The organism is uncultured Polaribacter sp., from assembly GCF_947495205.1.
Taxonomy (GTDB): domain Bacteria; phylum Bacteroidota; class Bacteroidia; order Flavobacteriales; family Flavobacteriaceae; genus Polaribacter.
This window is the reverse complement of the sequence record NZ_CANLXV010000001.1, coordinates 244,174-270,764: the sequence shown is the minus strand read 5'-3', so window position 1 is coordinate 270,764 and position 26,591 is coordinate 244,174. Positions and strand designations below refer to the sequence as shown.

Annotated in this window: 24 protein-coding genes; 13 read left to right on the top strand and 11 right to left on the bottom strand. The window is 31.7% G+C overall.

The window, feature by feature from the left end; all coding sequences use genetic code 11:
- Positions 1-122: 122 nt before the first annotated feature.
- On the top strand, positions 123-563 hold the full coding sequence (locus Q0762_RS01235) for a TerB family tellurite resistance protein (RefSeq protein ID WP_298762814.1): 441 nt from the start codon (positions 123-125) through the stop codon (positions 561-563).
- A gap of 2 nt (positions 564-565) precedes the next feature.
- Here Q0762_RS01235 and Q0762_RS01230 read toward each other — a convergent pair whose 3' ends face one another.
- The gene (locus tag Q0762_RS01230; protein ID WP_298762812.1) at positions 566-1,108 is read right to left on the bottom strand and encodes a pyridoxamine 5'-phosphate oxidase family protein; all 543 of its coding nucleotides are present in this window, start codon (positions 1,106-1,108) and stop codon (positions 566-568) included.
- A 157-nt stretch (positions 1,109-1,265) separates the two neighbouring features.
- On the opposite strand from Q0762_RS01230, the gene Q0762_RS01225 reads away from it, so the two are divergent.
- Positions 1,266-2,810: a Na+/H+ antiporter NhaC family protein gene (locus Q0762_RS01225; protein WP_298762809.1), complete on the top strand. Its 1,545-nt coding sequence runs from the start codon at positions 1,266-1,268 to the stop codon at positions 2,808-2,810.
- Between the two features lies 1 nt (position 2,811).
- Here Q0762_RS01225 and Q0762_RS01220 read toward each other — a convergent pair whose 3' ends face one another.
- From Q0762_RS01220 to pheS, 6 genes are all read right to left on the bottom strand, one after another.
- Positions 2,812-3,531: a hypothetical protein gene (locus tag Q0762_RS01220; protein ID WP_298762808.1), complete on the bottom strand. Its 720-nt coding sequence runs from the start codon at positions 3,529-3,531 to the stop codon at positions 2,812-2,814.
- A 1,401-nt stretch (positions 3,532-4,932) separates the two neighbouring features.
- Positions 4,933-5,244, bottom strand: coding sequence for a GIY-YIG nuclease family protein (locus Q0762_RS01215; RefSeq protein WP_298762806.1), 312 nt, complete (start codon positions 5,242-5,244; stop codon positions 4,933-4,935).
- A gap of 875 nt (positions 5,245-6,119) precedes the next feature.
- The gene (locus Q0762_RS01210; protein ID WP_298762804.1) at positions 6,120-6,833 is read right to left on the bottom strand and encodes a T9SS type A sorting domain-containing protein; all 714 of its coding nucleotides are present in this window, start codon (positions 6,831-6,833) and stop codon (positions 6,120-6,122) included.
- On the bottom strand, positions 6,826-7,623 hold the full coding sequence (locus tag Q0762_RS01205) for a hypothetical protein (protein WP_298762802.1): 798 nt from the start codon (positions 7,621-7,623) through the stop codon (positions 6,826-6,828). The genes Q0762_RS01210 and Q0762_RS01205 overlap by 8 nt, the downstream gene beginning before the upstream one ends.
- 999 nt (positions 7,624-8,622) lie before the next feature.
- On the bottom strand, positions 8,623-9,018 hold the full coding sequence (locus Q0762_RS01200) for a hypothetical protein (RefSeq protein ID WP_298762800.1): 396 nt from the start codon (positions 9,016-9,018) through the stop codon (positions 8,623-8,625).
- A gap of 82 nt (positions 9,019-9,100) precedes the next feature.
- The gene (gene pheS, locus Q0762_RS01195) at positions 9,101-10,120 is read right to left on the bottom strand and encodes a phenylalanine--tRNA ligase subunit alpha (RefSeq protein WP_298762799.1); all 1,020 of its coding nucleotides are present in this window, start codon (positions 10,118-10,120) and stop codon (positions 9,101-9,103) included.
- 217 nt (positions 10,121-10,337) lie between these two features.
- On the opposite strand from pheS, the gene gdhA reads away from it, so the two are divergent.
- From gdhA to Q0762_RS01175, 4 genes are all read left to right on the top strand, one after another.
- Complete coding sequence (gdhA, locus tag Q0762_RS01190) at positions 10,338-11,681, top strand: NADP-specific glutamate dehydrogenase (protein ID WP_298763164.1); 1,344 nt, start codon at positions 10,338-10,340, stop codon at positions 11,679-11,681.
- A gap of 101 nt (positions 11,682-11,782) precedes the next feature.
- Positions 11,783-12,406 carry a LysE family transporter gene (locus Q0762_RS01185; protein WP_298762797.1) on the top strand — a complete coding sequence of 208 codons (624 nt, stop codon included), beginning with the start codon at positions 11,783-11,785 and terminating at the stop codon, positions 12,404-12,406.
- 53 nt (positions 12,407-12,459) lie between these two features.
- On the top strand, positions 12,460-13,071 hold the full coding sequence (locus Q0762_RS01180) for a LysE family transporter (RefSeq protein WP_298762796.1): 612 nt from the start codon (positions 12,460-12,462) through the stop codon (positions 13,069-13,071).
- A gap of 10 nt (positions 13,072-13,081) precedes the next feature.
- Positions 13,082-13,924 carry an alpha/beta fold hydrolase gene (locus tag Q0762_RS01175; RefSeq protein WP_298762793.1) on the top strand — a complete coding sequence of 281 codons (843 nt, stop codon included), beginning with the start codon at positions 13,082-13,084 and terminating at the stop codon, positions 13,922-13,924.
- Here the strand turns inward: Q0762_RS01175 and Q0762_RS01170 are convergent.
- Positions 13,914-16,937, bottom strand: coding sequence for a BspA family leucine-rich repeat surface protein (locus tag Q0762_RS01170; RefSeq protein WP_298762790.1), 3,024 nt, complete (start codon positions 16,935-16,937; stop codon positions 13,914-13,916). The genes Q0762_RS01175 and Q0762_RS01170 overlap by 11 nt on opposite strands.
- Before the next feature lie 121 nt (positions 16,938-17,058).
- On the opposite strand from Q0762_RS01170, the gene dinB reads away from it, so the two are divergent.
- From dinB to Q0762_RS01135, 7 genes are all read left to right on the top strand, one after another.
- On the top strand, positions 17,059-18,144 hold the full coding sequence (gene dinB, locus Q0762_RS01165; protein WP_298762788.1) for a DNA polymerase IV: 1,086 nt from the start codon (positions 17,059-17,061) through the stop codon (positions 18,142-18,144).
- Between the two features lie 180 nt (positions 18,145-18,324).
- Positions 18,325-19,452, top strand: coding sequence for an NAD(P)/FAD-dependent oxidoreductase (locus Q0762_RS01160; RefSeq protein ID WP_298762786.1), 1,128 nt, complete (start codon positions 18,325-18,327; stop codon positions 19,450-19,452).
- Entirely contained in the window at positions 19,452-20,189 is a 738-nt protein-coding gene (locus Q0762_RS01155; RefSeq protein ID WP_298762785.1) for a methyltransferase domain-containing protein, read from the top strand. The genes Q0762_RS01160 and Q0762_RS01155 overlap by 1 nt, the downstream gene beginning before the upstream one ends.
- Positions 20,190-20,265: 76 nt before the next feature.
- On the top strand, positions 20,266-21,318 hold the full coding sequence (locus Q0762_RS01150; RefSeq protein WP_298762784.1) for a type III polyketide synthase: 1,053 nt from the start codon (positions 20,266-20,268) through the stop codon (positions 21,316-21,318).
- Positions 21,319-21,346: 28 nt separating this feature from the next.
- Positions 21,347-21,931 carry a transposase gene (locus Q0762_RS01145; RefSeq protein ID WP_298762782.1) on the top strand — a complete coding sequence of 195 codons (585 nt, stop codon included), beginning with the start codon at positions 21,347-21,349 and terminating at the stop codon, positions 21,929-21,931.
- Between the two features lie 58 nt (positions 21,932-21,989).
- Entirely contained in the window at positions 21,990-22,475 is a 486-nt protein-coding gene (locus tag Q0762_RS01140) for a hydroxymyristoyl-ACP dehydratase (RefSeq protein ID WP_298762780.1), read from the top strand.
- Between the two features lie 47 nt (positions 22,476-22,522).
- Entirely contained in the window at positions 22,523-23,791 is a 1,269-nt protein-coding gene (locus Q0762_RS01135; protein WP_298762778.1) for a beta-ketoacyl synthase, read from the top strand.
- 67 nt (positions 23,792-23,858) lie between these two features.
- Here Q0762_RS01135 and pyk read toward each other — a convergent pair whose 3' ends face one another.
- From pyk to rnc, 3 genes are all read right to left on the bottom strand, one after another.
- Positions 23,859-25,286: a pyruvate kinase gene (pyk, locus tag Q0762_RS01130; RefSeq protein WP_298762776.1), complete on the bottom strand. Its 1,428-nt coding sequence runs from the start codon at positions 25,284-25,286 to the stop codon at positions 23,859-23,861.
- A 2-nt stretch (positions 25,287-25,288) separates the two neighbouring features.
- Complete coding sequence (locus Q0762_RS01125; RefSeq protein ID WP_298762774.1) at positions 25,289-25,759, bottom strand: IPExxxVDY family protein; 471 nt, start codon at positions 25,757-25,759, stop codon at positions 25,289-25,291.
- A 91-nt stretch (positions 25,760-25,850) separates the two neighbouring features.
- Positions 25,851-26,588, bottom strand: a complete 738-nt coding sequence (gene rnc / locus Q0762_RS01120) for a ribonuclease III (RefSeq protein ID WP_298762771.1) — start codon at positions 26,586-26,588, stop codon at positions 25,851-25,853.
- Positions 26,589-26,591 lie beyond the last annotated feature (3 nt).

Sequence of the window (26,591 nt, the reverse complement as noted above, 5' to 3'; positions counted from 1 at the left end):
AATTTTTAACAAAATACAAAAAAGAATGAAAAGCTTAGGGTTAAATTTTTAACAAATTTTAAACACTATGTAGTTTGATTCTAAATAAAGAAAAGTCATATATTTATAAAAAAATACATTTTATGGGATTATCAGAAATATACACAAGTGGAAAACAAAGACAAAATAGAGGTCATTTTGCAAATATTGTAAAGATTGCAAAAGCAGATCAAAAGATAACTCCAGAAGAGGAATCTTTGTTATATCAAACAGCAAAAAATTTAAATTTAAGTTTAACAAGCTTTCAGAGAATTGTAGAAAACCCAGAGAAATTTCCTATAAATCCTCCTGGAAATTCAGAAGAAAGAATTACCCGTTTGTATAGTTTATCTAAAATGATTTTAGCAGATGGGGAAGTGGCAACAGAAGAAATAAAGTTGTTGCAAAAAATTACCATTGGTTTAGGTTTTTCTACCAAAAATATAGAAAAAGTATGTGAAAACGCAATAGGTTTAGTTGCACAAAATACAGATTTAGATACGTTTATTGTTGAAATTAAGAAGATAAACAGGTCTAAAGAATAAGGTTATTCTAAAATTTTAGTTGGTAAACCATCAATACTGGTTTGGTTTTTAGCTGTCCAATACTTTTTTATACCATCTTTACCTTGGTTTGCTGCCCAATCATTTAGTTCATTTCTTTCGCCTTTATAATCAAAAAAGGGAATAGACATGCCACAAGAAGTTTGGGCAGAACCTATGGTAATGTCAAAAATTTGACGCGTTCCTGGTGTTTCTGGAAAAAGTTTAATTAAGGCATTCCAATTTTTATCTCCTTCTTTAATTTCTTTTCCTTTGCCGTACAAACGTAAAATATTTGGTGCGCCTTCAAATGAACAAAACATAATGGTAATACGTGGGTTTTCTAATAAATGTGCAGCAGTTTCATTACCACTTCCTGTAACATTTAGCCACAAAACACGGTTTTCATCAACAATTCTAAAAGAATCCATTCCTTTTGGCGATAAATTAATTCTACCAGAGTTTGGTGCAGTAGCTACAAAGAATATTTTTTGAGCTTCTATAAAATTTTGAAGTCTTGTTGTTATTTTTGTGTAAAGTTTAGACATTGGTTTATGTATTTTATGGACCACTAAATTACAATATCTTAAATTATAAACTTTACTAGTTATTCATAAAATTGTTACGCTCTAAAAGTTTTAAGTAAAATAGAACAACTTTGTTTAAAGATCTTTTCAGGATGCCAAATGGTATGAAAAAAGTTGAATGAAAACAAGAAAGTGTATTTTAGCTGAATACTCACAAATTTGTTATCTTTCCGCAAAAACTTTTTCTATGGAATATGGATTTCTATCAGTAATACCACCAATTATTGCCATTATTTTAGCATTAAGAACTAAGCAAGTGTATATTGCTTTGTTATTTGGCATTTGGTTTTCTTGGTTGATAATCAAAGGCTGGAATCCGTTAGAAGGCACTTTAGCAATGATAGAAGCAATGGTAAACGTATTTCAATCTAAAGGAAATACAAGAACCATTATGTTTAGTGCTTTGGTGGGGTCTTTGTTAATTTTTATTCAATATTCTAGAGGTGTAGAAGGTTTTATCAATATCATCAACAAAAAATTAATAAAATTAGAAGCAAAAAAAACAGGTTATAGCAGAGTAATGGTGCAAATTTTGGCAGCTGTTACAGGAATTTTATTATTTGTAGAAACCAGTATTTCTTCTTTAACGGTTGGTACATTATACAGACCAATTTTCGATAAACTAAAAATTCCCAGAGAAAAACTAGCCTATATTGCAGATGCTAGTTCTGCACCATCATCCATCTTAATTCCCTTTAATGCGTGGGGTGCATTTATTATGGGGTTATTGCTTACACAAGAAATAGACAAACCATTTTCTGTAATGATGGCTTCTATAAAATATAACTTTTATCCGTTGTTGGCAATCGGAATTTTGTTCTTCATTATTTTGTCTAAAAAAGATTTTGGTTTGATGAAAAAAGCCGAAAAAAGAACTTTAGAAACTGGTAAATTAATGAACAAAGGCGCTAAACCAATGGTTTCTGATGAGGTTACTTCGTTTCCGCCAAAAGAAGGTATAAGAGCGAAAGCCTATAACATGATTGTGCCACTTTTGGTAATGATTTTTATGATGCCAATTAATCTTATTTATACAGGTTGGAGCAATGTAAAAACAGCTACATCATTTTTAAATCACGCTTCACAAGCTATTGGGGAAGGTTCTGGTTCGTCTTCTGTTTTATATGCAGTAATTACTGCAATTTTAGTGGCCATTTCTATGTATTTTATACAAGGAATTTTAAAACCAAAAGAAGCTGTAAACTTAACTTTAAAAGGAATTAGCGAGTTAATGCCTTTGGCTTTATTAATGCTGTTAGCTTTTGCAATTGGTGATGCTTGTAAAGAATTAGAAACAGGTATTTACGTAGCAAATGCTACAAAATCTTGGTTATCGGCAGAATTACTACCTGCTGTGGTTTTTATCATCAGTTCTTTTATTGCTTTTTCTACAGGAACTTCTTGGGGAACTTTTGCTATTATGTTGGCAATTTCTATACCTATGGCAACTATTCATAATGCAGACATTACAATTGTGGTAGCTGCTACTTTAGGAGGCGGGATTTTCGGAGACCATTGTTCGCCTATTTCAGATACGTCTATAATTTCTTCTATGGCTTCTGCAAGTGATCATATAGATCATGTAAAAACACAATTGCCTTATGCTTTATTTGGTGGTGTAATTACGGTTGTTTTATATTTGATAATTGGGTTTTTTGGGTAGTTTATCTATTGTTTTTAAAGTACCAATATACATTGTCTAAATTCCAACGATTACCAGCAACAAAATTGTTAATTAAGGTTTTGTCTTTTAGGGTTTTTAAATTTTGATAATTGATATTACGCTCTTTTTTTTGAAACAATTCTTCAATTAATTTAATGTTTTCAGGTGAATAATGTATATTCTTATAACGATCTTTAAGTGGTTTTTCTAAATAATTTTCTGTAAAAAAATCATACGAAGAAAACGTAACAAACTCTGTTATTTGTGCATAATAAAACCATACAAAAGCGCCAATATTAATATGAAGCCAATCATGAAAATCTAACAAATTATCTTCACTGTAAGGCGTATTCATTAAATTACTTTTGCACAAATTTTTAAGAAGTATGGTGTCTTTTGTGGTAAATTCATCAAAAATAAAATGCCCAGTATTATCATGATTAAAAACAATATATTGTACTATTTCTTTATCTGTTAGGTTTGTGTTTCCTACAAAATCTAACTTTTTAAAGTTAAAAGCGGGTTCATGTAAAATAAATTGGTACATGGCTTTTAAAGCATCTTTAACCACAAAAACTGGCGACTCTACATTATTGCCAATTAACAGTGTTCTATGGTTTATTTTAAAAGGCAACACTTTCGTTTTCGCTTTTAAAACAAAAAATACAGGTCTATTACCTAAAACGCCAATTAATTCTTTTTCTACAAACTCTAATATCACAAAATAAAATTACAAAATATTTGCTATTGAAATGAATTGATTTTTTATTTTCATTTTATTTTTTATTAATCTAAATTATACAAAGTAATGTCTAAGGCTTGCTTTTTTTGTCTAGTCTTTGCTAATTTTTTATTACTATTTATTCCGTTTTCAACTAGTTTTCGTAAAGTTTCCGTTTAGTTTTCACTCAGTTTCCACCCAGTTTTGTCATTCCGTAGGAATCTTCTGGTTGCAGTTTGGTGTTTTTGTTTGTCTGGGACGCTTTCAGCGAGACAAGTTGTGTGTGATAAGCTGTATGTGCTAGTTTGTGTATTTTTGTGTTAATTTTTTCACTCAGTTTCCACCCAGTTTTGTCATTCCGTAGGAATCTTTTGGTTACAGTTTGGTGTTTTTGTGTGTGAGACGCTTACAGCGAGACAAACTTTGTGTTTTTGTGTTGGTTTTCCGCTTAGTTTTCACTCAGTTTCCATCCAGTTTTGTCATTCCGTAGGAATCTTTTGGTCACAGTTTGGTGTTTTGTATGTGAGACCCATACAGCGCGACAAACTTTGTAGTTTTTTGTTGGTTTTCTGCTTAGTTTTCACTCAGTTTCCACCCAGTTTTGTCATTCCGTAGGAATCTTTTGGTTACAGTTTGGTGTTTTGTTTGTGTGTGAGACTCTTTCAAAGAGACAAACTGTGTTTGACAAATTGTTTGGTGTTGGGTTGGTTTTCTGCTTAGTTTCTGTTTCGTTTTTATACAGTTTTCATCTAGTTTTCATGTAGTTTCCGTACAGTTTTGTCATTCCGTAGGAATCTTCTGGTTACAGTTTGGTGTTTTTGTGCGTGAGACCCTTTTAGTGAGACAAACTGTGTGTGATAAAGTGTGTGTGGGACGCTTACAGCGTGACAAATTTTGTGGTTTTGTGTTGTGTTTTCTGCTTAGTTTCCGTCTAGCTTTCACTCAGTTTCCACCCAATTTTGTCATTCCGTAGGAATCTTTTGGTTTTAGTTTGGTGTTTTTTTTGTGTGAGACCCTTTCAGGGAGACAAACTGTGTGTGATAAAGTGTGTGTGGGACGCTTACAGCGTGACAAACTTTGTGTTGTGTTTTTCTGCTTAGTTTCTGTTTAGCCTTCACTCAGTTTCCACCCAGTTTTGTCATTCCGTAGGAATCTTTTGGTTACAGTTTGGTGTTTTTTTGTGTGAGACCCTTTCAGGGAGACAAACTGTGTGTTTTTGTGTTGGTTTTTTCGCTTAGTTTTCACTCAGTTTCCTTTCAGTTTTGTCATTCCGTAGGAATCTTTTGGTTACAGTTTGGTGTTTTGTTTGTGTGTGAGACTCTTTCAAAAAGACAAACTGTGTTTGACAAATTGTGTTGTGTTTCTTCGCTATTTCTCCCAATTCTCTATTTATTAAGAAAGCTACTCAAATAGATGATTTAGAAATTCCATTTTAGCATTTTTTTCTAAAATCAAATTTATTTTCTTTTGTCTTGTTAAGTTTTTTATTTCTTTTTCTCTAGCAATTGCCTCTTGTATCCAGCCAAAATGTTCATAATATAATAAATAATGTACATTGTATTTAGCAGTAAAACTTTTAGGATTCTTTTTTTGTTGGTGCTGTTGTAAGCGTAATTTTAGATTATTCGTAACACCAGTATATAAAACTGTTTTGTGTTTATTGGTAATAATGTAAACGTAAAAATTATAGATTCCTGTTGTGTGGGATATCATAGTTTGGAGGTATTTAAGCTTTTTCTTTTTTTACTAGCCTAAAAATATGTAAAGTTTGTTATTCTTTAAGAATTTTTATGAACAATTGTGCAGTGTTGGGTGAGACGCTTACAGCGAGACAGATTGTGCGTGCTAGTTTGTGTTGTGTTTTCTGTATAGTTTCTGTCTAGTTTTTATTCAGTTTCCACCCAGTTTTGTCATTCCGTAGGAATCTTTTGGTTTTAGGTTGGTGTTTTTTTGTGTGAGACCCTTTCAGGGAGACAAACTTTGTGTGATAAACTGTGCGTGTGGCGCTTACAGCGTGACAAACTTTGTGGTTTTGTGTTGTGTTTTTTGCTTAGTTTCCGTTTAGTTTTCGTGCAGTTTCCACCCAGTTTTCATGCAGTTTCCACCCAATTTTGTCATTCCGTAGGAATCTTTTGGTCACAGTTTGTTGTTTTTGTGTGTGAGACCCTTGCAGTGAGACAAACTGTGTGTGCTAGTTTGGGTAGTGTTTTCTGAACAGTTAATGTTTAGTTTCCATCCAGTTTTGTCATTCCGTAGGAATCTTTTGGTATCAGTTTGGTGTTCTTGTGTGTGAGACCCTTTCAGCGCGACAAACTTTGTGTATTTGTGTTGTGTTTTTCTGCTTAGTTCCTGTTTAGTTTTCGTTTAGTTACCACCCAGTTTTGTCATTCCGTAGGAATCTTTTGGTTTTAGTTTAGTGTTTTTTTGTTTGAGACCCTTTCAGGGAGACAAACAGTGTTTGATAGACTGTGTGTGGGGCGCTTACAGCGCGACAAACTTCGTGTTTTTTGTTCGTGAGACCCTTTCAGCAAGACAAACTGTATCTAGAAAACTATACTTTTTATTTTAAATAAATTCAAATGAATACGCTATTGTTTAAGGAATTTTATTTTTCCCGTTTTACTAGATTTTGTCTGGTATCGTAAATAATAAAATCCTGTAGCATACGGTTGCATATCGAAATAATTTGTACCGTTTGTTGACTGTCCAATAATACGACCTGTTGAGTCGTAGACCATGAATTTGTCTAGTTCGTTACCTGAAGGTAATTTTAATGAAATTTTTCCACGTGTTGGATTTGGATACAATGTAACCTGTTCTAACTGTAGATCCTGAGTTGATAGGGATTGCGTAGTATTCTTATAATACTGTGCCTTGTAATTTCCCCAAACAAAAGGATAAAATGTAGCCCTACCCACAATAATAAGATCCATCTTACCATCATTATTCATATCAGTAACGATGAATTCACCGCCATTGAAACCATTTCCCCAGCTTGGCTGTGGCATGGTCGACTCTGAATGAAAAGGATGATCTGTCCATTCATTGAACACACCCTCGGTATTTGTATACATAGCAATATGATGCTCATGATCAGCCCAGCCTGAACCCATAACAGCAAGTCCTTTGTAGCCGTCGACATCCAAGTCAATAACCGCAAGTTTCATACCAGACCCAGCAGGGAATCGGTATTTTTCGATAAATACTCCGTTCTTGTTTTCATAAATCAAGGTTAAACGAGGTGCTCCAGGAAAAGATGTTATTTTTCCTGTACAAGCCCAATCCAGATCACCATCATTCATTATCAAAATCGAAATATTCACTGTCGCCACGTTGAATAGTTGGAAACCCATTATCTACCTCTACGTAGGTGCCGTCTGTCTGGCGCGTAGCTTTTTTGTTAAAGCTACCCTTGAAATTAGTACCATGATAGTATGCTACAACATTCGTGCCGCCCATAATATCCACCACATGTACAGAACCATCAGTGCCTCCAACCCCATCAAAAACCTCGGTCAAATATCCATCCCCGGTGCCAGAATTTTTCAAAATTTTGGTGTTTGAAGTTATTTTACCATCAAATCCTGATCCCATAATAACGACTCCGTCTCCACCTGAGTCAGGGATTCTGGTTATGGCTCCATCAAATAATCCATAAAGTTCCTGTGTTTGTTTCCATGATGTATTACCATCATTAACATAAACATACGCACGCGGATAATTATTGATATCTCGCCCTGTTTGTACAAGATCAGGTAAATGATCGTTGTTCAAAAAGGCAAATGTTGCTGGTCCATGCGTCAAGGTTTGTAATCCTGGCATGGTTATTTTGATGAATCCACCAGATTTTTTTTCATAAACATTGGTGAAACGTTCGTAATTACCCAAGGATAAAACGCCCTGGGTATATGATACATAGAACCATTCACGTTCTACGTTTTGGTCTGTAAAAGTGATTGATGATACGTGTATATTATCTCCTCCTACCATATCTATCAGGTGTGCCTGATCCTCGCTGTTAGCCAATCTAAAAGATTGCGCATTTACTATTCCCGAAACGATCAAGAATAGTATTGTTATTGTTTTTTTCATACTAATTTATTGGATGGTTAAAATTAATGTAAAATTTTTTAATTTAAAAATCTTTTGGTTACAGTTTGGTGTTTTTGTGCGTGAGACCCTTTCAGGGAGACAAACTGTGTGTGACAAACTGTGCGTGGGACGCTTACAGCGCGACAAACTTTGTGTTTTTGTGTTGTGTTTTTTGCTTAGTTTCTGTTTAGTTTCCGTTTCGTTTTTATGCAGTTTCCATCCAGTTTTGTCATTCCGTAGGAATCTTCTGGTTACAGTTTGGTGTTTTTTTGTGTGAGACCCTTTCAGGGTGACAAACTTTGTGTGATAAACTGTGTGTGGGGCGCTTACAGCGTGACAAACTGTGTGTTTTTGTGTTTTTTGCTTAGTTTCTACTTAGTTTCCGTTTCGTTTTTATGCAGTTTCCATCCAGTTTTGTCATTCCGTAGGAATCTTCTGGTTACAGTTTGGTGTTTTTGTGCGTGAGACCCTTTTAGTGAGACAAGCTGTGTGTGATAAACTGTGTGTGGGACGCTTACAGCGCGACAAACTTTGTGGTTTTGTGTTGTGTTTTCTGCTTAGTTTCTGTTTAGCCTTCACTCAGTTTCCACCCAATTTTGTCATTCCGTAGGAATCTTTTGGTTTTAGTTTGGTGTTTTTGCGTGTGAGACCCTTTTAGTGAGACAAACTTTGTGTGATAAACTGTGTGTGGGACGCTTACAGCGTGACAAACTTTGTGGTTTTGTGTTGTGTTTTCTGCTTAGTTTCTGTTTAGCCTTCACTCAGTTTCCACCCAATTTTGTCATTCCGTAGGAATCTTTTGGTTTTAGTTTGGTGTTTTTTTGTGTGAGACCCTTTCAGGGTGACAAACTGTGTGGTTTTGTGTTGGTTTTTTTTGGTGCGTGGGACGCTTACAGCGTGACAAACTGTACGAGATTAACTCTGGGTGTGATAAAATGTGTATGACAAACTGCGTGTGTGTAATTTTGTGTGAGACGCTTACAGCGTGACAAATAAAACCTACTTCGCTAAAACTCCACGTTTTTTTAATGCAGGAATTGTTCTTAAAGCACCTTCTTTAACTGTGTTTTCTTTAAAAAGAAAGGTTTTTTCATACAAAGTATTTCCTTCAAAAAAAGTAACCTGAAAACGGTTGTTTAAGGCAAACAACTCTGGCTGAATCAACTCTATTTTAGCAAAAGAATTGGCTGGTAATTTTTCTACTTTTTTACGTAGTAAAGAAGTCGTTTTTGTATCTGAAAAACCTTGAGAAACAATAACTACCATTTCTAAATCAACATTTTTATTGTTAGTTAGGTATACATTCCAATCGTTGGTATTGTATATGTCGTTAAATTCATAAACAATTGCCATTTCTACGTTGGTTACTTCTGGTATTTTGATGTCTTTTTTCATCTTTTTAGATTAAAGAGACAAGAAGATAGAAAAGAGAACAATTCGTCTCTTTTCTTTTATATCTCTTCTGTTTTCTTAAAAATTATAAAACCGATTTAAACTGCTCTAGAAAACGTTTATCGTTTTCATAAAACATTCTAATATCTGGAATTTGATACAACAACATGGCAATACGTTCTATTCCCATACCAAAAGCATAACCAGAATATTTTGTTGGATCTATGTTAGCGTTTTTCAAAACATTTGGGTCTACCATACCACAACCCATAATTTCTAACCAACCTGTTCCTTTGGTAATTCTGTAATCGGTTTCTGTTTCTAAACCCCAATAAATATCTACTTCTGCACTTGGCTCTGTAAACGGAAAATAAGAAGGACGTAAACGAATCTTAGATTTCCCAAACATTTCTTTGGTAAAATACAAAAGCGTTTGCTTTAAATCTGCAAAGGAAACATCTGTATCTATATACAAACCTTCAACTTGATGAAAAATACAGTGTGCACGTGCAGAAATATCTTCGTTTCTAAAAACTCTTCCAGGAGAAATGGTTCTAATTGGCGGTTCATTTTCTTCCATATAACGTACTTGTACAGAAGAAGTATGTGTTCTTAGTAAAATATCTGGGTTTTGTTCTATAAAAAACGTGTCTTGCATGTCTCTTGCAGGATGATATTCTGGCAGGTTTAATGCTGTAAAATTATGCCAATCATCTTCAATTTCTGGCCCTTCAGAAACTGTAAAACCAATTCTATTAAAAACTTCTATAATTTGGTTTTTTACCAAAGAAATTGGGTGTCTAGAGCCTAAATTAATAGGTTCTGCAGGCCTTGTTAAATCTCCATAAACCCCTTTTTCTTCAATAGTACTTTCTAGAGAATCATTTAACTCAGCTACTTTTCCTTCAGCAGATTGTCTAAGATTATTTAGTGCTTGTCCAAGGTCTTTTTTAAGTGATGCATCTACATTTCTAAATTCTGTAAACAGTCCTTTTAACAAGCCTTTGCTTCCTAAATATTTAATTCTAAACGCTTCAACTTCTTCTTTAGAAGTTGCTTTAAACGCCTGTACATCTCCAATTAATTCTTTTACTTTATCTAACATTTTAAAAATACCATTAGGCTACAAATTTAATCTTTTTTAAATAGTTTGGTTGGCAAAATGTAAGAAAAGCGAGTTATCAAGACAAACTTAGCACAATAGTTAAAAATATGTAATTTTATGTTTTTTAAGAAAACTTTTTAATATTACCATATTTAAAAAGAACTATCTTTGTATCGTTAAATTTTTAATAATATCACAAAAAATTATGGAAGAAAGTATAAAATCAAAAATAGATAGCTTCATGGAGTTGGTAAAACAACGCAATGGCCATGAACCTGAGTTTTTGCAAGCTGTACAAGAAGTAGCAGAAACGGTAATACCTTATATTATTGCAAATGATATTTATTGTGGCAAAAATATTTTATTAAGAATGGTAGAACCAGAAAGATTAATTTCTTTTCGTGTTTCTTGGGTAGATGATGATGGAGAAATTCAAGTAAATAGAGGGTATAGAGTACAAATGAATTCTGCAATAGGTCCTTATAAAGGTGGTTTACGTTTTCATAAATCTGTAAACGCAAGTATTTTAAAATTTTTAGCTTTTGAACAAGTGTTTAAAAACTCGTTAACTACTTTGCCAATGGGCGGTGGTAAAGGAGGTTCAGATTTTGATCCAAAAGGAAAATCAGACAATGAAATAATGCGTTTTTGCCATGCTTTTATGACAGAATTATTTAGACACATTGGGCATAATACAGATGTACCTGCTGGAGATATTGGAGTGGGTGCAAGAGAAATAGGTTTTATGTTTGGTATGTATAAAAAACTAAACAATACGTTTACTGGTGTTTTAACTGGTAAAGGACAATCTTGGGGTGGTTCTTTAATTAGGCCAGAAGCTACAGGTTATGGAACCGTTTATTTTGCAGAAAATATGTTAAAAACAAAAGACGATTCTTTTGAAGGAAAAACAATTGTAATTTCTGGTTCTGGTAATGTTGCACAATTTGCTGCAGAAAAAGCAATAGAATTGGGTGCAAAAGTACTTACATTATCAGATTCTGGTGGTTATATTTTAGATGAAGACGGTATTGACACAGAAAAACTAGAATTTGTTATGGATTTAAAAAATAACAAAAGAGGTAGAATTAGTGCATATGTATCTAAATATCCTGATGCAAAATATTTTAAAGGTGAAAGACCTTGGTTTGTAAAATGCGATATTGCTTTACCTTGTGCAACGCAAAATGAGTTGAACGGCGAAGAAGCAAAAGCATTAATAGATAATGGTTGTATGTGTGTTTCTGAAGGAGCAAATATGCCTTCTACACCAGATGCAATGCATGCTTTTCAAAAAGCTAAAATATTATTTGCGCCAGGTAAAGCAAGTAATGCAGGTGGTGTAGCAACATCTGGTTTAGAAATGAGCCAAAACTCGCTAAGAATTTCGTGGTCTAGAGAAGAAGTAGACAGAAGATTAAAAGACATAATGGAAGATATTCATGATTCTTGTGTACAATATGGTAAAGAGGATGATGGTTCTATAGATTATGTAAAAGGTGCAAATATTGCTGGTTTTGTAAAAGTTGCAGATGCAATGTTAGCACAAGGTGTTATCTAAAAGATTTTTTAAATACAGTTATAAAATGCGCATCATAAAATGATGCGTTTTTTTGTGGATTAAAATTTAGAATATATCCTTTAACAATCTAAATTTGTAGCATGACAAGTTTTCTTCTTTTTATTTTTGGATTCTTATTTTGTTTTGGTGGTTCTATAACACCAAGCATGTTAAATATAACTGTCTTAAAAATTAGCTTAGAACAAGGCCAAAATGAAGTAAAAAAATACGCTTTAGGCATTTCTTTGGTTGTAATTCCTCAAACGATAATTGCTGTTTTTTTAACAAAGTTACTTGCAGAAAACACTTCAATTTTGCAAACTTTAGAAAAGTTAGGAATTGTAATTTTTATTTTATTATCGTTTTATTTTTATAGAGAATCTAAAAAAGAAACAATGCCAACAAAAGCAAATGCAGCGCATTATAAGCGTGCATTTATGGTGGGTATTACACTATCTATTTTAAATATGTTTGCCATACCTTATTTGTGTGGTACAATTATTTTTTTAGAAGAAATAAGGCAGTTTAGTAGGGCTATTATACCAGTGTTGTTTTTTACTTTGGGCTGTGCAATCGGCACTTATTTTATTTTGATTTTATACGGAAATTACGCCAAAATTATTCAGAAGAAAACAGGAAAACTAACAAAAAATATCAATTTAATTTTAGCAATTTTAACAGCATTTGTAGCGCTGTTTTCAATTATTAAGCTATTTTTAAATTAAAAAGTAATTTATAAAGAGCGCTTCCGACTGATTCATAAATAAAATACATAGATTTGATTTCAATTTTTTTTCTTGGTTTATTATGTTCTTTTTTAGGTTATACGCCACCAAGTGTATTAAATATGACTGCATTAAAAATAAGCCTTCAAGGAAATAAAAAAGACTTTAATTATTTTACGTTTGGCGTTTTATTAATTGTTTTTTTACAAGCTTATGTATCTGTTTACTTAACAAAATATATTGCAAATAATACCGCTTTAATAGCATTCCTAGAAAAAACAGGTATTGTAGTTCTTCTGTGTTTATCCGTTTACTTTTACTATAAAAACAAACAAGAAAAACAGGAAAAAAACAAGAAGATTGGTAATAAAAATTCATTTTTAACAGGTATCTTTTTATCGATACTTAATATGTTTGCAATTCCGTTTTTTTGTGGTGTAGCAGCGTTATTAATGGGGTTTAATTTAATGCGTTTTGATACTTTTTCAATAATATTCTTTGTAATTGGTGCCGTAATAGGAACTTATTTTATCTTGTATTTATACGGAAAATACGCACCTAAAATTGAACAAAAAACGGGTAATATGACACAAAACATGAATTTAATTTTAAGTGGTATTACAGCTTGTTTTGCGCTATTAACTTTCCTTAAATTTGTTGTATAAATTTCTATAAATGAAAATTCTAAAGAATATAATTGTTGATGGAAAACATCAAAAACCTATGGTAACAGATGTTTTTTATAAAGAGAATCATCAACCAAAAAAAATAGTTGTTTTTTGCCATGGTTACAAGGGTTTTAAAGATTGGGGCGCATGGAATTTAATGGCAAAAGCATTTGCAGAAGCAGGTTTTTTCTTTATAAAATTTAATTTTTCGCATAATGGAGGTACGTTAGAGCAACCCATAGATTTTCCAGATTTAGAGGCTTTTGGCAATAACAATTACACCAAAGAATTAGATGATTTAGGTAGTGTTTTAGATTGGATTTCAGCCGAAGAAAAATTTAAAAATGAAGCAGATGTAAACCATATTGCAATAATTGGCCACAGTAGAGGTGGTGGTATTGTTTTGTTAAAAGCAAATGAAGATGCTAGAGTTAAAAAAGTAATTACTTTAGCAGGTGTTTCTGATTATAAAAGTAGATTTCCAAAAAAAGAAAATTTTAAAAATTGGAAAGAAAAAGGCTTGTTTTATGTAAAAAATGGCAGAACTCACCAAGATATGCCTCATTTTTATCAATTTTATGAAGATTTTGTAGAAAACGAACAGCGTTTAAATATTCAAAAAACAACCCAACAATTGGCAATACCTTACTTAATAATTCATGGAGATAAAGACACTTCTGTAAAAATTAAAGAGGCAGAAAGTTTACATTCTTGGAATAAAAATAGCCAATTTGAGATTATTAAAAATGCAGATCATGTTTTTAACGTTTCCCATCCTTGGAAAAAAAATGTAATGACTAAAGAATTAGAAGAAGTTATTGGGGTTATCATTAACTTTATCAATCTATAATAATTTTTTTAGAAATACTTCCTCTTTCAGTTTTTAAGTTTGCTATATAGATTCCTTTTTTTAATCCTAATAAAGAAACTTCTTTGTTGGGGTTTTGTGGAGTAAAAACTTCTTTCCTTAATTGTTTTCCAAGAATATCAAAAAGAGAAAATGTTGTTTTAGAAACAGATAATCCTTTTATAATTAAATTTTTATTGTCAGATTTATAGATATTTATTTTTTGTATTTCATCCTTTAAAACACTTAATGTTCTATTTTGTGTATGTAAGTAAAAACGATTTGCACCTTTTGTAAATTCACCAACATTTACAGTGTAATTTTGGTTGTAATTAAGTTCTTTAAAAATATTTAATAAACGATCTTCTATAAAAATAGAAATATCATTTGGTTTGTTTGTAAAATCTATAGAAAAACTAAGATTTCCCTGTCCGTTAACAACTAATGGAATACTTGTATTTTCTATATTTTTTAAAGGAAGCGTTTGTATGGTTAGATTTTTATCTTCTTTTGTGTTTACTAATTTTGAAGCCAGGTAAAAGTTTGCATTTTCGTCTGAAAAAGAAGAACTATCATAACCATTATCAAAATTAATTGTTTTATTAGCTATAAAATAAATCTCTGTTAATTTCTTTTCTTGTCTGTTATTTTTTAATGTTAAATAGACTCTAAAAGTAGCATCTGTACTTTTATTAAACACATCTGTTGCTTGGTGTTCTTGCCAAGATTCTAAAAAATTAAAACTACCACTAGAAGCAGCTTCTACAAAAAAACCTTGTGCTGGAGCTAAATATCTAGCAGGTGAACCATTGTTTATAGCAACATAATCGTTAATGGTGTTGTCCCAAAACCAAGCAGTTTCTTCACTTAATAAAGCTGTATTATTGGTAAGAATGTTGTTTGTAGTTACAGCATTATCATTAATTGGTAAGTAAGAAGGAAAAGGATTGCCAACTAAAGCAAAGTTGTCTAAACTACCAGTTCCAATTGTAATAGAAGCATCTACAACTGGCATTGTACCTGTAAAGGAAATATCTGATCCGCTTGCTAATTGTACGCCATAACCTTGCCCAGAATTTATGGTACCTGTAGAAGTTGGCGTATAGAAAATATAGCCAGTACCTGCAAAACCACCACCATTATTATTGTAATAATACAAACCAACATTTCCAGAACTACCTAATCTTGGATTGTTGGTGGCTATAAAATTTTCTACAGTTTCCCCTAAAACAGGAGATGCAGTATTGTAGTACACAAAACCATTAGGTAAATTTCTCTTGTAAGTTAAATTTCCAGTAGAGGTACCATTCACAATAATAGAACTTCCAGAATTTAGAGTTAAACCATTATTTGTGGTTAGGTTTGTATTTACTGTTAGAGCGCCATTAATGGTTAATGTTGCACCAGAATCTATGGTTAAATTATTAGAAGGTACGCTTGTGCTAGTATCAATTATTGGATCATTAGAAGTAACAGGAATTGAAATGTCTATTACGCAAGTATCATCAAAACCATCTTGCCAGTTGCTTTGTGTATTAAAATCTGTATTTGAATTTCCATTCCAAACAAAAGTAGTTACCTGTGTGTCTGCACCATTAAAATTCCAACCATCAGAAGCAATCATATTTGCTCTTGCAGCAATTGCTGCAGGAGAACAATAGGTAGAAGTACCTGCGTGAAAATTTTCGTTTGGTTGAAGACTTTGTGCATTCCAACCAATTAAAAGTGCGTTGTAATTTTTTGTTGAAAGTTTGCTTCCGTTAAACATATTTCCAAAATTAGTAACATTAGAAACGTCCCAAACTCCTATATTTTGGTCAAAAGAATCTACATTTCTAAACATTGCACCCATATTTGTTACAGAAGACACATTCCACCCGCCAATATCTTGGTTAAAAGCATCTGCATTTCTAAACATAGCTGCCATAGAAGTTACCATTATAGGGGTCCAGCTACTAATATTGTTATTAAAAATAGTTGCGTCTCTAAACATAGAACTCATGTTTGTTACAGAAGATACATTCCAAGAACTAATATTTCCATTAAAAGAGCTAGCTTCTCTAAACATGTTTGCCATATTACTTGCAGAAGTTGGCGTCCAACTATTTAAATCTTGGTTAAAAGAGGTGGCACCATAAAAAGTATTTGCCATTGTTGTAACGCCAGATACATTCCAAGAGTTTACATTACCATTAAAACTAGTTGCATCTCTAAACATGTTGCTAATAACAGTTAAACTTGTAGTTGTCCAACTGTTTAAATTTTGATTAAAAGCAACTGCATCTCTAAACATAGTAGACATTGTGGTAACAGAAGAAACATCCCAACCATTTATATTTTGATTAAAAATAGTTGCTCCAGCAAACATGCTATTCATTTGTGTAACAGAAGTTGTTACCCAACCTCCTATATTTTGATTAAAAGCAATAGCATCTTTAAACATTGCTCCCATAGAAGTAACGGAACTAGTATCCCAACCACTAATATCTTTATTAAAAGAGGTAGCTCCATTAAACAAACTATTCATACTGTTTATGTTGCTTGTGTCCCAATTCCAATTTCCTGTTTCAGTTACATCACCAATAGAAGTTGCGTCTCTAAACATTCTCCCTAAAGAAGTTGCAGAAGATAAATCAGGTATGTCTAACGCATTGTTTACCAAGTTAGAACAACCTTCAAAAGCTTTAAACATACTAGTCCATACACGTCCAGAACCCCATTGTTCTATAGATAAAATTTTATCTCTATTTGGAGCAGTTCCAGATGTTGAGCCATCAAAAAAGATTCTTCTAAAATTACCAGAAATTGTTACAGTATAAGTACCTGCAGTTGTGTAAATATGACTTGCATTACCAGTATAAGTTGTGGTATCTATACTTCCATCTCCCCAATTTACATTATAAGAATAACCACCTCCAGTAGTTGGGATTTCGATTGATTCATTTGCAGTTGTAGTTCTCCATGTAGTAATAAATTCTGTTTGTGAAAAACAGCTAAGAGAAAAATTAAAAAACATGAAAACTAAAAAAATGTTTTTTCGGATAAACATTAGGTAAATAATGTTTAAAGAATAAAAATATTTAAAATTTAACAAAATAGCTTTAATAAAAAGTTAATTTTAATCGTAATTTTATATTGTGGAACTTCAAAATAAGCAACATAGGAAGATAATTCATGTAGATATGGACGCTTTTTATGCGTCTGTAGCAGCATTAGACAATCCAGAATTACGGGGAAAAGCCATTGCAGTTGGTGGTGGTGGAGATAGAGGTGTGGTTTCTGCAGCAAGTTATGAAGCGCGTAAATTTGGCGTAAAATCTGCCATGAGCAATGTTTTGGCAAAGCAAAAATGCCCACATATAATTTTTGTAAATTCAGATTTTGCCAGATATAAAGAACTTTCTGCACAGATTAGAGCAATTTTTTTCGACTATACAGATTTGGTAGAACCACTCTCTTTAGACGAGGCATATTTAGATGTTACCCAAAATAAAAAAGGAAATCCGTCTGCAAATGCTATTGCTAGAGAAATTCGTCAAAGAATTTTTGAGGAAATAGGTTTACGTGCGTCTGCAGGCATTTCTATCAATAAATTTATTGCAAAAGTAGCTTCTGATATTAACAAACCCAATGGTCAAAAAACGGTACATCCAGATGAGGTAATTACCTTTTTAGAAGAATTACCCATAAATAAATTTTACGGAGTTGGTAAAGTTACTGCAGCAAAAATGTACAACTTAGGTATTTTTGTGGGGAATGATTTAAAGCAAAAATCATTAGAAGAATTGGTAAAATTATTTGGTAAATCTGGTGCACATTATTACAATATTGTGCGCGGAATTCATAACAGCGCTGTTAAGCCTAATAGAATTCGAAAATCTTTAGCTGCAGAACGCACTTTTAGTGAAAACTTATCATCAGAAATTTTTATGATAGAAAAGTTAGATAAGATTGCAGATGAATTGGAGAAAAGAATGTTAAAGAATAATACCAAAGGAAAAACAATTACGCTAAAAATAAAGTATTCAGATTTTACACAACAAACAAGAAGCAAAACCAAGCCACATTTTATGCAAACTAAAAAGGAGTTTTTTCCGGTGGTAAAAGCCTTATTGTATCAAGAGAAATTAGTAAATTCTGTGCGTCTTTTAGGCTTATCTTTTGGCAATTTAAATACAGAAATTAAAGATCCTTTTTGGGTACAATTACAGTTTGAGTTTTAAAACACCTAAGTTTTATAATATTCAATTCTTGGTATAAAATTTATGCAATTGCTCTTTATAAAAGTATTACAAAAATAAAAATAACACCAAAAAACTAAAGTATAAACACTTTATACATCAATTTAATAATTAAAACTTTAGGAATGCATTTATAGTTGCTTTTAAAAATTATAAAAAAGAATGAATACAAATTTAGACATAGTAATAATTGGCGGTGGTTTAGCGGGTTTATGCAATGCAATTCACCTTTCTAAATTTGGCAAAAAAGTTTTATTGATAGAAAAAAACAGCTACCCAAAACATAAAGTTTGTGGTGAATATATTTCTAATGAAGTTTTACCTTATTTAGATTTTCTAGACGTAAATCCGTTTGAATTTGGCGCTGTAAAAATTGATGAATTCCAACTATCAACCACAAAAAACAAAGTAATTGCAGCAAAATTACCTTTGGGTGGTTTTGGTATTTCACGGTATACTTTAGATTTAGAATTGTATAAAAAAGCCCAATTAAACGGAGTAACCATTTTACAAGATACCGTTGTAGATATAAGTTTTAAAGATGATTGCTTTACAGTTGAAACCAAAGAAAATAATTATTTTAAAGCAAAAATAGCAATTGGTTCTTTTGGGAAACGAAGTGTACTTGATGTTAAAATGAACCGTGATTTTATCAAAAAAAAATCGCCATATTTAGGTGTAAAAATACATGTTAAAGGTAATTTTAAGCAAAATTTAGTAGCACTTCATAATTTTAAAGGCGGTTATTGTGGGGTGTCTAAAGTAGAAAACAATGCAATTAATTTGTGTTATATCACTAGTTTTTCAGCATTTAAAAAATATAAAAATATTGCAGATTTTCAAGAACAAGTGGTTTTTAAAAACCAATTTTTAAAAGAAATATTTAAGAATTCCCAACCCAATTGGGAGCAACCGCTTTCTATCAGTCAAATTTCTTTTGCCACTAAAAAACCTGTAGAAAACCATATTTTAATGTCTGGTGATGCTGCAGGTATGATTCATCCACTTTGTGGAAATGGAATGAGTATGGCCGTACAATCTTCACAAATAGCATCTAAATTGATTCTAAATTATTTAAACGGAAAAGTTAAAGATAGAAAAATGCTAGAAAAACAATATATTAGACAGTGGAACAAAAAATTTAGTTTGCGCTTAAAAACTGGGCATTTTATAGCCATGTTGTTTAGAAAAGATAACATAGCTTCCTTTTTATTACAAGTTTTAAAAAAACTTCCATTTTTGTTACCGCTAATTATAAAACAAACCCACGGTAAACCCATGAAAATATAATGGCTTTTTTAGTAGACACTTCCAAAAGATCTGACCAAGAAGAAATGATGGATGATTTTTCTATTGGTGGCAATTTGCTGCGCGATGTTTTAGATAAATTAGAAAATATAAATCGTTGGTTAGGCGGTAATTTAGTTACTGTAAATGCAGTAAAAGCAGTTTTAAAAAAGCATCCAAAAGAAAAAGAAATTACCATTGTAGATTTAGGTTGTGGGCATGGAGACATTTTACGTGATGTTGCAAAATTTGGCAGAAAAAAAGGGTATAAATTTAAGTTGATTGGTTTAGACGCAAACCCAACAGCAATTGCATATGCCAATGAATTATCTACAGATTTTCCAGAATTGTCTTTTAAAATACAAGATATTTTTTCTGATGATTTTAAAAAACAACAGTTTGATATTGTTTTAGCCACCTTGTTTTTTCATCATTTTAAAGAAAAACCTTTGGTTTCTTTTTTAGAAAATACTTTAAAACAAACAAAAATAGCCATAATTGTAAACGATTTACACAGGCATAAAATGGCGTACTATTTATTTAAATTATTAGCTGTTTTTATAAGCAATAAAATGATTATTCATGACGGTTTGGTTTCTGTTTTAAGAGGATTTAAAAAGCAAGATTTAGAAGCAATGTCTAATCAACTAAAACAAACGCAACCTAATATTAAAGCAGTAGAAATTGCTTGGAAATGGGCATTTCGTTGGAGTTGGACGCTTAAAAAGCAAAAAATGTAAACAGACAGAATTTAGAAAACTATAAAAATATTCTTTTAAGAACTTTTAAAGTTATGCTAAAATATAGAGAAAACATATGAGTGTAAAAATAACAGCTGTAGCAAAACAATTGCCAGAATATTATAGAGAAACTAAAGATATTATTCCGTTTGTAGAAATGTGGATGCAAGGGCAGGAAACACGTTTTAAAAGAAAAGTAATTAAACTTTTTGAAGGTGCAGCAGTAGACAAACGCTATTCTATCATGGACCCTGAAGAAGTTTTTATGGCCACATCTTTTCAAGAAAAAAACGATATTTATGCGAGAGAAGTTGTAAAATTAGCTGAAAAATCGCTGTCAAAATCCTTAGAAAAGGCCAATTTAAAAGCAACAGATATAGATTATATCATTACCGTAAGTTGCACAGGAATTATGATTCCTTCTGTAGATGCTTATTTAATAAATGCATTAAGCATGAAACAAAACATTGTACGTTTACCAGTTACAGAAATGGGTTGTGCAGCTGGTGTTTCTGGTATTATTTATGCAAAAAATTTCTTAAAAGCAAATCCTAATAAAAGAGCAGCTGTAGTTGCAGTAGAGGCACCCACAGCAACATTTCAATTAGATGATTTTTCTATGACAAACATTGTAAGCGCCGCCATTTTTGGTGATGGTGCTTCTAGCGTAATTCTCTCTTCTTATAATGAAGATGAAGGGCCAAAAATTATAGATGAAGAAATGTATCATTTTTATGATGCCACTAAAATGATGGGTTTTAATTTGGTAAACACAGGTTTGCAAATGATACTAGATAAAGAAGTACCCCAAAAAATTGCAGAACACTTTCCAAATATTATTCATCCGTTTTTAGAAAAAAACAAGCTAACTATTAAAGATATAGATCATTTAATTTTTCATCCAGGAGGTAAAAAAATTGTACAAACTGTAGAAGATTTATTTGGTAAATTAGGTAAAAATATAAAAGACACAAAAGAAGTTTTGCGTTTGTATGGCAATATGTCTAGTGCAACTGTATTGTATGTTTTAGAGCGTTTTATGGATAGAAATCCGGAAAAAGGAGAACGTGGAATAATGCTAAGTTTTGGGCCAGGTTTTTCTGCACAACGCGTTTTGTTAGAATGGTAATTTAGACCTTACAGGTTTTTTAAAACCTATGAAGTCTGAAAAAGGAATTTTTATGAAATACGAAGTTTTAGTCGAAGACTCTTTTTATCACATTTATAATTGTGGAAACAATAAAGAAAACATCTTTATTGAAGAACAGAATTATAATTATTTTTTAAAGTTGGTAAAAAAACACCTTTCCAAAACTTCTGATATTTTAGTGTATTGTTTGTTAAAAAATCATTTTCATTTTATCATAAAAACTAAAGAAAGAGTTTTATCAAAAGAAATCTCTCAATCTTTTTCTAATTTGTTTAACGCATATTCTAAAAGTATTAATAAAAAGTACGGTAGAAGTGGGAGTTTATTTAAAGACCGGTTTTCTAGAGTTAAGATAGATAATGAAGAATATTTAAAGAATTTGGTTTTATATATTCATTTAAATCCAACACATCATAATTTTGTTGATAATTTTAGGAAGTATAAACATTCTTCGTATTATTCAATTTTATCAAGTAAACCTACAAGTTTATTAAGAGAAGAGGTTATAAATATTTTTGAAGACAAACAAAATTTTATTGATTCTCATAAAATTAAAGAAGTAATTATTTTAGAATTATTAACTTTAGAATAATTCTAAAACAAGACCTCACAGGTTTTTAAAACCTATGAGGTCTGTTAAAAAGAACAAAATGAAACCAGCAGAAATTATAAAGTGCTTACCTTATACATCACCTTTTTTGTTTGTTGATGAGCTTACAGCAATTTCAGAAAACGGAATTACAGGAAACTATACATTTAAACAAAACGAATTTTTTTACAAAGGGCATTTTAAAGAAAATTCAATTACACCAGGTGTAATTTTAACAGAAACTATGGCGCAAATTGGTGTGGTTTGTTTGGGCATTTTTTTACTAAAGGATGAAATTTCATCCGAAGTAAAACCACAAATTGCTTTAACCTCTAATCAAGTAGATTTTTATAAAACAGTTTTACCAGGTGAGAAAGTAACCGTAATTTCTGAAAAAGTGTATTTTAGATTTAACAAATTAAAATGCAAAGTAAAAATGATGAATGCTGAAAATGAATTGGTTTGTAGAGGAGAAATTTCTGGAATGATTATCCCATTGTCCTTTCAGGACATTTCCCAAAGGGAAAATTTTAAAAATAAAAAGTGAAGTAAAAAGTAAGCTTTGTAATTTCTGTATCTAAAAATATTTAAAAATTGAAAACAAGAGTTGTTATAACAGGTTTAGGAGTTGTGGCGCCAAATGGTGTGGGTTTGCAAGATTTTACAAATGCCATAAAATCTGGTAAATCTGGAATTACATTTCATCAACAGTTAAAAGACAAAGGATTTTCTTGTTGTATTGGCGGCATTCCAGACGTTTCTGAAGAAAAAAAAGCCGAATATTTATCTGCTTTACAGTTGCGTGGCTTTAATAGTACTTCCATTTTATATGGCGTTATGGCAGGTGTTGATGCTTGGAAAGATGCTGGGTTTTCTGTTGATGAAAATTCGTCTTTAGATTACGATAGTGGTTTAATTTTTGGCACTGGAACTTCTGGAATTGAAAAATTTAGAGAATCTATTTATAAAATAGATGATCAAAAAGTAAGGCGATTAGGAAGTACTTCTGTATTGCAAACAATGGCTAGTGGTATTTCTGCGTATTTGGGTGGTATGTTAGGTTTGGGCAACCAAGTAACTACAAATTCATCTGCGTGTACAACTGGTACAGAAGCCTTGTTATTGGGTTTTAATCGTATAAAATCTGGCAAGGCAAAACGAATGTTGGTAGGTAGTTCTAGCGATAGTAGTTTGTACACTTGGGGTGGTTTTGATGCAATGCGCGTAATGAGTTATAAACATAATGATTCTCCAGAAAAAGGTTCAAGACCTATGAGTGCAACTGCCGCTGGTTTTGTTCCAGGAAGTGGAGCAGGAGCCTTGGTTATAGAATCTTTAGAAAGTGCTTTGGCAAGAAATGCAACGATTTATGCAGAGGTTTTAGGTGGCAACATAAATTCTGGCGGACAAAGAAATGGTGGTACTTTAACTGCGCCAAATGCAGAAGCGGTACAAAGGTGTGTTAAAGATGCAATTATAGATGCTAATATTTCTGCAAATGATATTGATGTAATTAACGGACATTTAACTGCTACAAGTAAAGACTGTTTAGAGATAGAAAACTGGACCAAAGCGTTGCAAAGACACGGCACTAATTTTCCCTATATAAATTCTTTAAAATCTCAAGTGGGGCATTGCCTAGCAGCTGCTGGCGCTATAGAAACTGTCGCTTGTATTTTACAAGTAAAAGAGCAGTTTGTATTTCCAAATATCAATTGTGAAGATATACACCCAGAAATAACTAATTTAATAGCGAAAGAGAAAATTCCTGTAAAAAAACTGCATACAAATATTACCTATTTAGCCAAAGCTAGTTTTGGTTTTGGAGACGTAAATGCTTGTGTTATTTTTAAGAAATATTAAATTTTTAGCATAAAAAAAGCATTTTGAATACTCAAAATGCTTTTTTAATATTTTAAAAAATAGTTGTTTACTCTATTTCAGAAACTCTTAATGTATTTACCATTCCCTCTGCTTCTACTGGCATAGAGGTAAGATTAATCATTAAATCGCCTTGGTTTACGTATCCTTTGTCTTTTGTTATTTTATTGATATCTACAACAGTATCATCTGTACTTAATCTTTTGTCATAATAAAATGCTTTTACGCCCCACAGTAAATTTAGTTTTCCTAAAATTCTTCTTTCTGATGAAAACGCCAAAATTCTAGATTGTGGTCTCCAAGCAGAAATTTGAAAGGCTGTATAACCACTTCTAGTTAATGTAGAAATTGCAGTTGCACCAATATCATTTGCCATAGAGGCTGCATGATGACATACCGATTTTGTAATAAATCTACTTGTTCTAATATGTGGTGCATCATGTGGTACTTTAATCATTCTAGAGTTTTCTACGGCTGTAATAATCTCTGTCATTTTTTGAATAACTCTTAATGGATTTTTACCTACAGAAGTTTCTCCAGAAAGCATAACAGCATCGGCACCATCCATAATAGAGTTGGCAACGTCGTTAACTTCTGCTCTTGTTGGTACAGAGTTTTCAATCATGGTCTCCATCATTTGTGTAGCAATAATTACAGGAATTCTTGCTCTTTTTGCACGTCTTACTAATTTCTTTTGAATTAAGGGTACGTCTTGCATTGGTATTTCTACACCTAAATCTCCACGAGCTACCATTAAACCATCACAATACGGTATTAAAGAGTCTATATTAGCAACTGCTTCTGGTTTTTCTATTTTTGCAATTACAGGCACTCTATATTCAGAATGTTCTGCAATTAAATCACGCAGCATTCTTAAATCTTCTGGTGTTCTCACAAAAGAAAGTGCCATCCAATCTACTTCTAAACCTAATGCAAAAACGGCGTCTTGTTTGTCTTTTTCTGTTAAAGCAGGTAAGGAAATAGCTGTATTTGGTAAGTTTACACCTTTTTTAGATTTTAAAGGACCACCAACAATAGTTTTAACCACTACTTCTTTGTCTTTATCTGTAGAAACTACTTCAAAAAGTAATTTACCATCATCTACTAAAATTTGTTCCCCAACTTTTACGTCTTTAGGAAAACGTTGGTAGGTCATAAATGCTTTTTCTTTGGTACCAATGCATTTTTCTGTAGTAAATGTAAAGTTGTCACCATCATTTAAAATAACATCATCTTCCATTACACCAACACGTAACTTAGGGCCCTGTAAATCTGCTAAGATGGCAACGTTAAAACCATTTTCTTCATTAATTTCTCTAATCCTAGTTACGTTTTGTTTTACAACATCATAGTCTGCATGAGAAAAATTTATTCTGAAAACGTTTACACCAGCAACGGCTAAATCTTTCATTTTTTCTTTGGTATTTATTGCAGGACCTAGGGTTGCAACTATTTTAGTTTTTTTATATAATTCCATATTTAAAATATTAAATGGTCTTTAGACTTTAATGTGGTTTTCTCTATTGTGTAAGCGGTTATTACTTGCTCAATACATTTTATTTTATTTATTTGTTCAACAACATAATTATTGTTGGTTTCTCCAGATATTTTTATAAAAAAATCTATTTTCTTTTTTTCTGGTATTAAATACGTTTTTGTTTCTGTTGTTAGCAACAGTTCGTTAAGCGCCGTCTGGTTTTCTTTTTTGTAACTGTTTGCAATTAAAAACCATTCAAAATCATACACTTTACTTGTATAATTATAGATTGAAAAAGAGGCTTTTACACCTTCTTTTGTGTACACTAAATCTTCTTTAGATTTGGTAAAATGTGTTTTTAAGTTTTTATTTAATAAATAAGCCAGCCTATAATCTTCTAATGAAGTATGTATACCTATTAAAGCATATGCTTCTTCACAAAAATCATTTAAATCTAAAGCATGAACTGGCATATTTGTAAGTAAACGTTTAGTGCATTTAATCTTGCTAATTTACTAATAGTTTGCGAGCTTTTACTATTAATTTAACGAAAACGTTATCGTTTTAATTTAAAGAAATTTCTTTTTGAAAAACATAATAAACACGTTTAGATGCTTGTTCTTCTGCTTTTTTCTTAGAGGTAGCTCTACCTTTAGCTATTTGTATACCATCTATACTAATTCTTACACTAAAGTGTTTTACAGGTTCATTACCAGTATCTTCGTAAGTATCAAAATTGTATTTTTTCTTTTGTTTTTGACACCATTCTATAATTAAACCTTTGTAACTTGTAATTTTTCCCTCTAGTTTTTCAATGTCTACATAAGGTACAATCACTTTGTTGTAAATAAATTTTTGACAAAAATTATAGCCTTTGTCTAAATAAATAGCGCCAATTAGTGCTTCAAAAATATTTCCATGAATATTATCGCCAACATTGGCCTGGTCTATATTACTTTTTACAAATTGAATAAGGTTTAAATCTTTACCGAGTTCATTTAAATGTTCTCTACTAACAATTTTAGAGCGCATTTGCGTTAAGTAACCTTCTGTTCCTTTAGGTACTTTTTTATAAAGATAGGCGGCAATTACAGAACCTAAAATAGAGTCTCCTAAAAACTCTAAACGTTCATAGTTTATAGGAATCCCTTTTTTATCTAACATTTGCACAGACCTGTGTGTAAATGCTTTTTTGTAATGATTAATTTTTCTTGGAGAAAAATTGAGCAGTTTTTTTAATTCGTGATATAATTGTAAATCTTCTTCTGATCGAGATTCTATGATATTACGAATAAACCCCATAGA